Source organism: Prevotella sp. P4-67 (assembly GCF_002251325.1).
Classification (GTDB): Bacteria; Bacteroidota; Bacteroidia; order Bacteroidales; family Bacteroidaceae; genus Prevotella.
In genome coordinates this window covers 112,784-125,221 of the sequence record NZ_NPJL01000014.1, presented here as the reverse complement: position 1 = coordinate 125,221, position 12,438 = coordinate 112,784, and the positions used below count along the sequence as shown (strand labels likewise).

Sequence of the window (12,438 nt, the reverse complement as noted above, 5' to 3'; positions counted from 1 at the left end):
ATGGGGATAAGTGACTATCTCAGGTCGACCACCTCGGCGTGGGGAAATTCCTTGGCGTTGAAGGTGAAGACGCTGTCGGCCAGACGGCCAGCCTTGAAGTTGCGCACGGTGACGGTGGTCCACTCTTTGCCGCGGCGCATCTTGATGGTCTCGGGGTGCGAGGTCTTCTTGTCGATAAGGATATAGATTTCGGGCACGCTGTTTTTGGGGTTCCGAGCAGTGAGATGCACCCAGTAGGCCTTGCCTTTATCGGTAAGACCGAGGTTGTAGCCGGTCTTATACATATTGATAAATCTGTAGGGGTTCATCTGCAGCTGCTGGGCGGCGGTGGGGGTGCTCACGTTGACCTCTTCGGTCGACTTGAGGTAAGACCACTGTGTCTTGCCGTTGTACCATATTATCGAGTGGGGCGTTGTCACCTGAAACTTGTTGCCCTTGAGCGACAGCCGTCCGCTCACGGTGCCTGTCTTGGCGCTGGAAAGGGTGAATTGGGCTGTTGCGCCGTTCTTGTTGCTCACCACGGCAGCCGTCTTGTCAAGCACCTTGCGGGCTTGGGCGGCGTTCTGTGCGCCGATGGTGAGGGTGAGCATCACCATCAGTGTGATTAAGATAGTCTTTTTCATCATTTATCTGACAAAATACTGTTAAGTTGGTTCTCGTCGTTGACCAGCACCTGTCTCGGCTTGGAGCCCTGGGCTGCACCCACGATGCCGTATTGCTCGAGGAGGTCCATGATGCGTCCGGCGCGGTTGTAGCCGATGCTGAACTTGCGCTGGATGCTGCTGGTAGAGCCTTGCTGGTTGAGTACCACGTATCGTGCCACCTCGTTGAGCATCGGGTCCTTGTCGGCGATGGGCTCGCGGGGGGGGGTGCTGGCGCCTTCGCCCTGCGACACGTCGACAGGCTCGGGCAGTTCCATTGGCTCCACGGGACCTGGCTGGTCTTCGATATAGGTGTTGATGGCGTTTATCTCCTCGGTGTCGATGAAGGCACACTGCACGCGCACTGGCTCAGAACCGTTGAGGAACAGCATGTCGCCCATACCTATGAGCTGGTCGGCGCCCTTGCGGTCGAGGATGGTGCGCGAGTCTATCTGGGCTCCTACGCGGAACGCCATACGGCCAGGGAAGTTGGCCTTGATGTTACCGGTGATGATAGAGGTGGTAGGACGCTGCGTGGCGATAATCATGTGTATGCCCACGGCGCGCGCAAGCTGGGCTATGCGTGCGATAGGCAGCTCGACCTCCTTGCCGGCAGTCATAATGAGGTCGCCGAACTCGTCGATGATTACCACAATGTATGGCATATACTCGTGACCGTTGTTCGGGTTGAGCCTGTGGTTAAGGTAAAGAGCGTTATAGTCCTTTATCTTGTTCACACCTGCGGCCTTGAGCAGGTCGTAGCGATGGTCCATCAGTGTGCAGAGCGAGTTGAGCGTGCGCACCACCTTCTGCACGTTGGTGATGATGGGCTCGTCGTCGTTCTCGGGCAGACAGGCCATGAAGTGCTGGGCTATCTTGTTGTAGGGGGTAAACTCCACCTTCTTGGGGTCTACCAGCACAAACTTCAGTTCATTGGGGTGCTTCTTGTAGAGCAGTGAGTTGATGATGACGTTGAGTCCTACCGACTTGCCCATACCCGTGGCACCAGCCACAAGCAGGTGGGGCAGCTTGGCAAGGTCTACCATGAACACCTCGTTGGTGATGGTCTTGCCCAGAGCCATCGGCAGCTCCATCTTGGTCTCCTTGAATTTCTTGACGCCCAGCACGCTCTCCAGCGACACGGTCGATTTCTTTTTGTTGGGCACCTCGATACCTATCGTGCCCTTGCCGGGGATAGGCGCGATGATACGTATGCCCTCGGCGGCGAGGCTCATGGCAATGTCGTCTTCCAGGTTGCGTATCTTGGCAATTCGGGTACCTGGTGTGGGCGTAATCTCATAGAGGGTCACGGTGGGGCCAACGGTGGCGTTGATCTTGTCGATGCTCACGTCGAAATAGCGCAGCACCTCGACGATGTGGGCATTGTTGACCTTGATTTCCTCCATATCCACGGCGTTACCTTTGCCGGCGTTGTGGTCTTTGAGCAGACTGAGTGTAGGGAACTTGTATCGCGTGAAAGGCTCGCGTGGGTCAATGGGAGTCTTGCGTATCTCGTCGGCAGTGAGCGTCTTCGCCTGGGTGGTCTCGTCGCCCTTGGGCACCTCGATGGTCAGGGTGCTGCCCTTGGGCTCGTCGTTGGCGGCAGGCTCAATTTCTATATCGGGTACGGGCGTGGCGACCGTCGGCTCGTCGGGCGAAAGGTTCACAACCATAGCCCGAGACTCTTCTCTCACCTCGTCTTCAGGGTTGTCCTCGTTGCTGTCATCGCTTGTGTCCTCATCATCGCCAGCATTGACGTTGGTGATGGGGGTATTGATGGTAAACTGGATTTTGGACGTAAAATAGCCCACGGGATTGAGCATCTTGCGGATGATGGTGATGGTCTCGGCGCTCAGATAGGTAAGGAAGGTGATGGCAGTAATGGCCAGCACCACCACCAGTCCGGGCGGGCCTATGAGGTTCTCCAGAAAGTCCACGCAGTACAGACCGTGTCTGCCGCCAGGGTTGAACACCAGGTCTCCGGCGAAAGGCGTGAGAAACTTGGCCAGCGTCACCGAGCACCATACCATAACCACCGTGATGCAGGCAAACCACTTGAGCAGGCTCACCTTATAGGCGCGCATCAGCCACAGTGCCACCATGAGCAGGAATACGGGGATGAGGAATGCGGCAAAGCCGAAGTTGACGGTAATGAGCCAGTAGCTGAGCATAGCTCCCAGCGACCCGCAGTAATTGGTAAACTGGCGGGAAAAGTTCAGCCATTCGCCCGGGCGCATGTCGTCGAGTATGCTCTGGTCTGCCTGACCCGTGTTGAAGTAGGATACCATGGCGATGACCATGTATATCACGAAGCAGAGCACAAGCAGTCCCAGGATGAAGTCGACCTTCTCGTTGCTCAGTATGTTGACGAAGCCCACGGCCTCGCCCATTGATTTTGGCTTTTTCTCTGTTTTCTTCTTTGCCATTATATCGTGCGTGTTTATTATGTTGGTGTGTCGTATATGGGTTCTCTGTCATTGATGGCAGTTAGCGTGTTGCCATGCAGCAACCCGTTGTATCTGCAAAAATACTCCAAAAAAGTCATATACGTTCACGAAATGATTATTATTTTCATCTTTAGCGTGTTTTTTTTATCTTCCTCGAGTATGGGTTGAACCGCCAGGACGGCTGTCGGTATCGTGGAAGTTGCCGTGATGACCATCGCTTGGCAGAAGGGCATAAAAAAACAGCCCGGGCTGACAAACGCTATTGTGCAGACGTGGGCTGTTAGTGTACAATAATCTACATAAGGTTTTATTTTTAGTATTGCACTCTCTCACAGAGTATAACTTTATAACTTACTACTACCATAACAACGCTTACCCTTGTCATCCCTACCGCAGTGATGATGTTTTTAATGATTTTAACATTTGTAATGCCACTCCAAACGATATTTTGGCTAAATTTGTACACCTATATATATTATATATGTCCGCCGGACGATGGCCACGACCGATAGGGGAGTGGGGCAACGGGTCGAGGACGCAAAGGAAGGTATGAATATGACAACGATGATGACGAAGGCCGACAGGCTGATGAAGACGCTCTGTGCGGCGGTGGTGATGGTGCTGGCGGTGACAGCTGCCAGCGCTGCCGACCTGGACTCGTGGCGCGCCGGCACTGTGGGGAGTGCCCAGGAGGGGACACGCTATGGCGTAGACCGCTGCTTTGCCATCGAGCAGATAAGCGATGCGGTGTTTGCCCGTATGCGCTACTCCTATATGCCCAATCCCCACATAGCCCGAGCCGACCTGCGCTATCTGCGGCTGCTCCACCGCGACGCCCACGACCGCATCGTGCTCGGCGAGATGGTCTGCCATCGCCGCATCGCTGCCGACCTGGTGGCTATCTTCCGTCAGCTCTACGATGCCCATTATCCCATCGCGCGCATGGTGCTGGTCGACGAGTATCGGGCTGACGACGAGACCTCCATGCGGGCCAACAACACCTCCTGCTTCTGCTACCGCACCGTGGCTGGCAGTCGCAAGGTCTCTGCCCATGCCATGGGGATGGCTGTTGACATCAATCCGCTGTACAATCCCTATGTCAAGCGGCGTGCCAATGGCCGGCTGTTCATCCAGCCAGCCAACGCCGAACCCTATACCCATCGCGAGCGCCGCTTCGACTACAAGATAGAGCGCGGCGACCTCTGCCACCGCCTTTTCCTCCAGCACGGCTTCAGCTGGGGTGGTGCCTGGCGCTCGCTCAAGGACTACCAGCATTTTGAGAAACCATTCTAATCACTGATATGCAAACAGACAGACAGCCCGCGACCCACTGCGTGAGAGTATGCCACTCTTTCTATCCAGCCATGATGGGTGGCCCCAATTGTGACCATGACGAAGTGGAAACCTATGACCTTGCTGCGCTCAGCCCGGGTGATGCCCTCAAGTGGCGTGGTGAAGGCGGACGGTGGAAACCGCTTGTCTTTGTCGGCGCCGATGACGACGGCATCGACATCCGTTATGGCGACAGCGTCACCCATATCTGCTATGGTGGCGGTCATCACTGCGACACCGACGGCCATGACTACTGCCGTTTTGAACTTTATGTATCTGTAGACTAATAACCCCTTATGCTATGGACCCAGCACTGAACAATTATCTTAAAGCCGCCGATATGGCCTACGACATCGGTGAGATACACGCCCTCACTCCCGACTGCGCCCACCACGATACCCTCCTACGCCAGCAAGAGGTGTTGGGGCTGCTCGACCAGGCTGTCGACGGCGGTTATGTGCAAGCCTATCCCATGAAAGCGCTCCTCTCCGCTGCCGACGACTGGAGTACGTTCCGCCTCGTTCGTCCCGAGCTCTTCAGACAGATACTCCTCGAGGGCATCGACCGTGGATGTCTGGCCCCAGAACACGATGAAGCATGGACATGGATGACTCTGGCTGCCGAAAACAACGACCCCGAGGAGTTTATGGACGACATGGAGCGCTATTACGACCTGCTCATGACCGCTCTGGAGCATGGCAACTATGACGCAGAGACCATCATGGACATGATATGGCCTCCCGAACAGATTATAGAAGAAGACTGATATGGAAAAGGACATCAAGAGACTGGGCAAGCTGTTCTCCAAGATAGACGGGTTTGCCTCTACGCCCAAGCGGTGGCGCAATATCGCCCTGGCACAGGAGGCGTTTGAGTTTATGACCACCCGCCTGCCGTTGCGGGTCGAGGGCGAGCTGTCGCCTTACACCCGTGTGCGTCTGCTCGACATGATGATGGAGTGTGTCGACGAACTCGATGTGCCCCGATTTGCGCTCAAGGTGCGCGAGTACCAGTTGTCGATGCGCGCCCTCATCGATGACGCGCAGGACCTTGCCACCGACACCTCCTTCGACGACTATGAGGGCGACGCAGCCGGCTACCGTCGCCAGCTGGATGTCTTTGACGATGTGGAGCGTGCCCGCCAGAAGTTGGCAGACTATATCGACCCCGCCGTGAGCGACGACGAGTGGATGGAGCGTTACCACGCCACGCTCCGCTTCTGTCCTGTCGAGCGCACAGAGCAGTGGGAAGAGGTTATCTATGAGGTAGAGCGCCGCTGTTACAACAAGACACGGCTGTCGTGGCGAGGTATGGGCTTCTGCTTCAAGTATTGGAGCATCAAGAGGGATGTCCTCGCCGCGATGGGCATCGACTGGCAGAGTCCGCAGGAGATGAACCCGCGGTGCAGGTTTGACTGAGCGCGCGCAGTCACCACCCAGAGAAATGCGAAAAGGGACGCGGAAGGCATGTGGTCTTCCTGCGTCCCTTTTCTGATAAATATAAAGTGAAAAATGGTCTCATATCAGAGGCATACCAGCCTCGGCACACTCGCGGCGCATGTCTTCGGGCCAGATACTCGCCTGGATTTCGCCGATATGTGCCTTGTGGAGCAGCACCATGCACAGTCGGCTCTGCCCGATACCGCCTCCGATGCTCAGCGGCAGCTTTCCGTCGAGCAGCTGACGGTGGAAGTAGAGCTCCTTGCGGTCTTCCTTGCCCTCGAGGGCCAACTGGCGCAGCAGGGCTTCCTTGTCTACGCGGATGCCCATGGACGACAGCTCAAACGAACGGTTGAGTATGGGGTACCAAATCAGTATATCGCCATTGAGTCCGGCCCTCCCGTTCTCGCCCATGGTCGTCCAGTCGTCGTAGTCGGGAGCGCGGCCGTCGTGCTTCTTGCCGTCGCTCAGCCGGCCACCAATTCCGATGATGAACACGGCGCCCCACTTGCGGCAGATGGCGTCTTCGCGCTCCTTGGGGGTGAGGTCGGGGTACATCTGGAGCAGTTCTTCGCTGTGTATGAAGTGTATCTGTCGTGGCAGAAATGCCTTCAGTTGCGGATAAGTCTCACACGCCAGATACTCGGTGCGCAGAATGGCGGCGTAGATGCGCTCTACCACGTTCTTGAGATGACTCACTGTGCGCTCCTCATTGGTTATCACCGCTTCCCAGTCCCACTGGTCCACGTAGAGCGAGTGCAGATTGTCCAGTTCTTCATCGGCGCGTATAGCGTTCATGTCGGTATAGATGCCGTAGCCCGGTTCAATCTCGTATTCAGCCAACGTGAGCCGTTTCCACTTGGCCAGCGAGTGCACCACTTCGGCTTTGGCGTCGCCCAGGTCGAGGATGGGGAACGTCACGGGGCGCTCGGTGCCGTTCAAGTCGTCGTTGATGCCCAGTCCTTTGAGCACAAAGAGCGGAGCAGTAACCCGTTGCAACCGCAGTTCGGTCGAGAGGTTCTGCTGGAAGAAGTCCTTGACCAGCTTGATGCCATGTTCGGTCTGACGGCGGTCAAGTACACGCTTGTATTCTTTATTGATGATAAGTTTACTCATGATTTCGTGTTAAATTGCTTGCAAAGGTAGATAATTTCTTATAAACTGCAAATTAAATTGCGTTATATTTTGTCAATCTGTCGATAATCGTGGGAAATGTATTGACAATCTGTGCGCCGCTGCAAATAAATGATAGGAATTTTGCACATTTCAAAAGAAAGCTGTAACTTTGCATCACAGTTATGGCTCCGTAGCTTAGCTGAATAGAGCGTCAGATTCCGGTTCTGAAGGTCTTGGGTTTGAATCCCAACGGAGTCACTACGATGAAAGAGGAAGTCACCGAGATGGGGTAGGCTTCCTCTTTTGCTTTTGTGTTTGTGCCCAGCGCGACAGCCCTTGTCGCGGTTCTTGTAAAACATTGATATAGCGATCGTTGAGGCTGCGATGTCGCCGTGCTGATGACTTTTGCTGGATCGTATCATAAGTCACGTGAGCCCGTATCGTATGTCACGCGGTCACGTGACAATTGGTACGTGCTCACGTATCATTTGATACGAGCCGACGACGATGGTCAGTGGTCTGCCGATGATGGTCAGTGGGCCGCCGCCGGTGGTTTGTGTACCCATCTATGGCCACTGGGCGATGGCGTAAGCATGGAGGCTGTCGGCCAAATCGCCCCTTTCTGGCTCGAGTTTAGTCATAATAAATATAAATATGTGTGATTTTGCCTCCGGCGTTGTCGGAAAATCAATAATTATTTGTAATTTTGCATCTTAATAGCAACATGCTGATACGACAGATGAGTAATAGCTCTACCGAACACATATTGACACAAACCATCGATGCCCTTGCCGACCCCTCTTCGTTAGAGGGGCTTATCTGTGGGCGCTCATTTCCCTCGTGGCCCGTCCTCGAAGAGATCGTCCAGTTGGCAAGAGCGGTTATATTTCCAGGCTACTACGGCAAATCATCGGTCGACCCCAATACCTTACGCTTCCATATCGGTGTCACTGTCGAACAGTTGCACCACCTGCTCGAACAGCAGATACGTGACGTGCTCTGCGCAGCGCGCCCCGATGATGCCGTGTCGGCTCTGCGGCGTGAGGCCAAGGACAAGGCTATGCAGCTGATAGCGCGTCTGCCTGAGTTGCGCCGCCGGCTTGCCACCGATGTCGACGCCGCCTATCTGGGCGACCCTGCCGCCAAGAGCTTTGCCGAGATTATCAGCTGCTATCCCACCATCAAGGCCCTGTCCAACTATCGTATAGCACATGAGCTATACCTCCTTGGCGTTCCCCTCATCCCCAGGATGATGACAGAGATGGCCCACTCGGAGACCGGCATCGACATACACCCCGGCGCCACGATTGGCGACCACTTCGCCATAGACCACGGCACGGGTGTGGTAATCGGCGAGACCTGCCGCATAGGCCGCAACGTGAAGCTCTATCAGGGAGTGACGCTGGGCGCCCGCAGTTTCCCCCTCGATGACCAGGGCAACCCCATCAAGGGTATCGACCGCCATCCCATCCTCGAAGACAACGTGGTGGTCTACGCCAATGCCACCATCCTGGGTCGCATCACTATCGGCGAAGGCTGTGTGGTGGGCGCCAATACTTGGGTGATGCACGACATGGCCCCTCAGACAAGCAAATACATAAAGAACAAAGACGATAATAACAATGGAATTTGAACTCATCGCCAAAACCTTCATGGGCCTGGAGCCCATTTTGGCACAAGAGCTGACCCAATTGGGTGCTAACAACGTACAGATAGGACGCCGCATGGTGTCGTTTACCGGCGACAAGGAGCTGATGTATCGCGCCAACTTCCAGTTGCACACCGCCATCCGTATCCTCAAAACCATCAAACACTTCAAGGCCCGCTCTGCCGAGGACGTCTATGAGGCCGTAAAGCAGATAGAATGGCAGAAGTATATCCTTGATGGCAAGACTTTCGCCGTTGACTCGGTGGTCTACTCAGAGGAATTCCGCAACTCCCGCTTCGTAACCTATAAGGTCAAGGATGCCATTGTCGACCAGTTCAGAGAACAGACCGGCAACCGCCCCAACATCTCTGTGACCAACCCTGATATCCGTCTGCATATCCATATCGCCGAAGACAACGCAACCCTCTGCCTCGACTCGAGCGGCGAATCGCTGCACCGCCGTGGCTACCGTCAGGAGAGCGTAGAGGCACCTCTGAACGAGGTGTTGGCAGCCGGCATGATACTCATGACAGGCTGGAAGGGCGAGTGTGACTTCATAGACCCCATGTGTGGGTCGGGCACGCTGCTGGTCGAGGCTGCACTGATAGCCCGCAACATCAGCCCTGGTGTCTTCCGCAAGGAGTTTGCCTTTGAGAAGTGGCCCGACTTCGACGCCGACCTCTTCGACAACATCTACAATGACGACTCTCGCGAGCGCGAGTTCGAACACCACATCTATGGTTATGATGTGGATATGAAGGCGGTAAACACCGCGCGTCTGAACGTGCGTGCCGCCGGACTCACCAAGGACATCACCATAGAGAATGCCGACTTCAAGAACTTCACCAAGCCTGCCAACAAGAGCATCATGGTGACCAATCCTCCTTATGGCGAACGTATCTCTACCCCCAACCTGCTCGCCACCTACAAGATGATAGGCGAGCGTCTCAAGCACCAGTTCATGGGCAACGAGGCTTGGGTGCTCTCTTACCGCGAGGAATGTTTCGACCAGATAGGTCTGAAGCCCTCTATCAAGATACCCGTCTACAACGGCAGTCTGGAGTGCGAGTTCCGCAAGTATGCCATCTTCGACGGCAAGATGCGCGACTTCCGCTCTGAGGGCGGTGTGGTGAAGACCGAAGACGAGAAGCGCGAGATGGCACAGAAGCACCGCTTCCGCAAGGAGCGTGAGTTCAAGCGCCGTCTGGACGAGCACGAGGAAAACGAGGAAGGCGACATCCGCTCATTCAAGTTCCACTCGTTTGACGACAAGCAGCGTCCTGCCCGTCGTGGCAAGGACGACCGCTTCGGCGACCGTCAGGACCGTCCCCGTACCCGCTTCACCGACAACGACCGTCGTGGCAAGGACAGCCGTGGCGGCAAGGGCGGCAGCAAGGGCGGCAAGCGCAATCCCTTCAAGACATACGACGCCGAGTCAGAAGATTAATCATCAGGACAGCAGTCAGGGTGCTTCCATCCCTATGCACCGCAACGGGGGAGGCACCGGGGCTGTCAGTATAATATATATATAATAAGGTAGAGGTCATGAATATCAAGACATCATTCATCGCTATGGCAGCAATGTTATCAATGGGCGTGCAGGCACAGACCGCACAGCAGGTAGGTATGGTCAAGGAGCAGACAGGCGACAAGGGACTCACCCTTGAAGACATCAACTTTGGCGGCAGAAACTTCCACAACATGCGTGTGCAGAACCGCTGGTGCACCTGGTGGGGCAACCAGCTGGTGCGTCAGGATGCCGAGGCCTGCTTCATCGTAGACAAGAAGAGCGGCAAGGAGCGCCGTCTCTTTGCCATCAATGAGGTAAACCAGTGGGCTGGTCCCACCAAGAGCCGCAAGGTACACTCGCTCTACAACGCGCAGTTCCCCTATGCCGACAAGAGCATCGTGGTCATCCGCGAAGGACACACGATATACACCTTCGACTTCAAGAAGAAGGCACTGCTCAGCGAGCGCCAGATAGATGGCGATATCCTCGAGACTTGTGCCGCCAGCGAGGCTGTGGCATATCTCAAGGACGACAACCTCTATGTGCAGCGCGGCGTGAAGGAGTGGCAGCTCTCTGCCGACGGTTCGCGCAATATCGTCTACGGACAGAGCGTACACCGCGATGAGTTTGGCATACACAAGGGCACCTTCTGGAGTCCCGACGGTACGCGTCTGGCCTTCTACCGCATGGACCAGTCGATGGTGACCGACTATCCCCAGGTCAACATCCCTGAAATCAACTTCAACCACCCCGAGACCGAGAGCTGCATAGCCACCGCCGCTCCCGACAAGTATCCCATGACCGGCGAGACTTCTCACAAGGTGACCGTGGGAGTCTTTGACCTCAACACCGGCAAAACCGTCTATCTCAAAGCCGGCGACCCCACTGACCGCTACTTCACCAACATCGCCTGGAGCGCCGACGGCAGCAAGGTCTATATGTTTGAACTCAACCGCGACCAGAACGACAGCCGTCTCACCTGTTACGACGCACAGACAGGCGAAAAGAGCGGCGAGCTCTATCGTGAGACCGACGAGAAATACGTAGAGCCGCAGAACCCCATCATGTTCCTGCCTTGGGACAGTTCCACCTTTATCATGCAGAGCCGTTGCGACGGTTACAACCACCTCTACCTCTGCTCCATCGGCAAGCATGGCAGTCGTATGGCTGGCAATACCGAGTCGGTAGACATCAAGCCACTCACCCAGGGCGAGTGGGAAGTGTTTGAGGTGGTAGGATTCAACGCCCGTCGCAAGAGTGTCATCATCACCGGCAATGCCCTCAGTCCTATCCAGAAGAACGTGTTCATGGTAGACTGTGTTACCGGCAAGCGCACCCTCATCGACGCCAATGGCGAGGGCTGGCACAGTGCCCAGATAAGCAGTGACGGTCAGTACCTCTATGACTCTTACACTACACCTGACACCCCTCGCAATATCGCCATCATCAATGTAGACAACGGCAAGAAGCTCGACTACTTCTCTGCCCCCGACCCCTGGAAGGGTTATCGCGTGCCCGAGTACAGTTGTGGTACGGTGAAGGCAGCTGATGGTACCACCGACCTCTACTGGCGTATGGTCAAGCCCACAGGCTTCGACCCCGCCAAGAAGTATCCCGCCATCGTCTATGTCTATGGCGGTCCCCACGCCCACAATGTCGAAGCAAGCTGGCACTATGGCAGCCGCAGTTGGGAGACATATATGGCCGACAAGGGCTATCTGCTCTACATCCTCGACAATCGCGGCAGCGAGCATCGTGGCAAAGCCTTTGAGCAGGTTACGTTCCGCCAGTTGGGTCAGGAAGAGATGAAAGACCAGATGAAAGGTGTGGAATATCTGAAGAGCCTTCCCTATGTCGATGGAGACAAAATCGGCGTTCACGGATGGAGCTTCGGCGGATTTATGACCATCTCGCTGATGACCAATTACCCCGACGTGTTCAAGGTAGGCGTGGCCGGTGGTCCCGTCATCGACTGGCACTGGTACGAGGTGATGTATGGCGAGCGCTACATGGACACCCCGCAGACTAACCCTGAAGGCTACAAGAAGACATCGCTGCTCTACAAGGCCAAGGACCTCAAGGGCAAGCTCCAGATTATCACCGGCTACAACGACCCTACCGTCGTGCCTCAGCACTGCCTCACCTTCCTCAAGGCATGTATCGCCGCCGGCACCCAGCCCGACTTCTTTGCCTATCCCGGTGAACCCCACAACATGCGCGGTCATCAGAGTACCCATCTCCATGAGCGCATCAGTCAGTACTTCTTTGACTATCTCAAGTAAAGACATAAACCTATAATTCATAT

Annotated in this window: 10 protein-coding genes and 1 tRNA gene; 8 read left to right on the top strand and 3 right to left on the bottom strand. The window is 55.5% G+C overall.

Annotated elements, in window-relative coordinates:
- Positions 1-14: 14 nt before the first annotated feature.
- Positions 15-626, bottom strand: a complete 612-nt coding sequence (locus tag CIK92_RS02445) for a LolA-like putative outer membrane lipoprotein chaperone (protein WP_022311604.1) — start codon at positions 624-626, stop codon at positions 15-17.
- Entirely contained in the window at positions 623-3,067 is a 2,445-nt protein-coding gene (locus CIK92_RS02440) for a DNA translocase FtsK (protein WP_094388043.1), read from the bottom strand. The genes CIK92_RS02445 and CIK92_RS02440 overlap by 4 nt, the downstream gene beginning before the upstream one ends.
- A 570-nt stretch (positions 3,068-3,637) precedes the next feature.
- Between CIK92_RS02440 and CIK92_RS02435 the strand changes: the two genes are divergently transcribed.
- The 4 genes from CIK92_RS02435 to CIK92_RS02420 are packed head-to-tail and all read left to right on the top strand — an operon-like array spanning position 3,638 to position 5,838.
- Positions 3,638-4,381 (top strand): M15 family metallopeptidase, encoded by a 744-nt coding sequence (locus CIK92_RS02435; RefSeq protein ID WP_158214717.1) that lies wholly within the window; start codon positions 3,638-3,640, stop codon positions 4,379-4,381.
- A gap of 8 nt (positions 4,382-4,389) precedes the next feature.
- Positions 4,390-4,707 (top strand): hypothetical protein, encoded by a 318-nt coding sequence (locus CIK92_RS02430; RefSeq protein WP_144007775.1) that lies wholly within the window; start codon positions 4,390-4,392, stop codon positions 4,705-4,707.
- A gap of 14 nt (positions 4,708-4,721) precedes the next feature.
- Positions 4,722-5,186 (top strand): hypothetical protein, encoded by a 465-nt coding sequence (locus CIK92_RS02425; RefSeq protein ID WP_094388041.1) that lies wholly within the window; start codon positions 4,722-4,724, stop codon positions 5,184-5,186.
- Between the two features lies 1 nt (position 5,187).
- The gene (locus CIK92_RS02420; RefSeq protein ID WP_094388040.1) at positions 5,188-5,838 is read left to right on the top strand and encodes a hypothetical protein; all 651 of its coding nucleotides are present in this window, start codon (positions 5,188-5,190) and stop codon (positions 5,836-5,838) included.
- 99 nt (positions 5,839-5,937) lie between these two features.
- Here the strand turns inward: CIK92_RS02420 and asnA are convergent, their stop codons facing one another.
- Positions 5,938-6,975 carry an aspartate--ammonia ligase gene (gene asnA, locus CIK92_RS02415; protein WP_094385069.1) on the bottom strand — a complete coding sequence of 346 codons (1,038 nt, stop codon included), beginning with the start codon at positions 6,973-6,975 and terminating at the stop codon, positions 5,938-5,940.
- Positions 6,976-7,159: 184 nt separating this feature from the next.
- Between asnA and CIK92_RS02410 the strand changes: the two genes are divergently transcribed.
- The 4 genes from CIK92_RS02410 (at position 7,160) to CIK92_RS02395 (ending at position 12,415) form a co-directional block, all read left to right on the top strand.
- Positions 7,160-7,233: transfer RNA gene (locus CIK92_RS02410), tRNA-Arg, on the top strand.
- A gap of 481 nt (positions 7,234-7,714) precedes the next feature.
- Positions 7,715-8,608, top strand: coding sequence for a serine O-acetyltransferase EpsC (gene epsC / locus CIK92_RS02405; protein WP_094388068.1), 894 nt, complete (start codon positions 7,715-7,717; stop codon positions 8,606-8,608).
- Entirely contained in the window at positions 8,598-10,070 is a 1,473-nt protein-coding gene (locus CIK92_RS02400; RefSeq protein WP_094388039.1) for a class I SAM-dependent RNA methyltransferase, read from the top strand. The genes epsC and CIK92_RS02400 overlap by 11 nt, the downstream gene beginning before the upstream one ends.
- A 98-nt stretch (positions 10,071-10,168) precedes the next feature.
- Entirely contained in the window at positions 10,169-12,415 is a 2,247-nt protein-coding gene (locus tag CIK92_RS02395; RefSeq protein ID WP_094388038.1) for a DPP IV N-terminal domain-containing protein, read from the top strand.
- Positions 12,416-12,438: the final 23 nt, after the last annotated feature.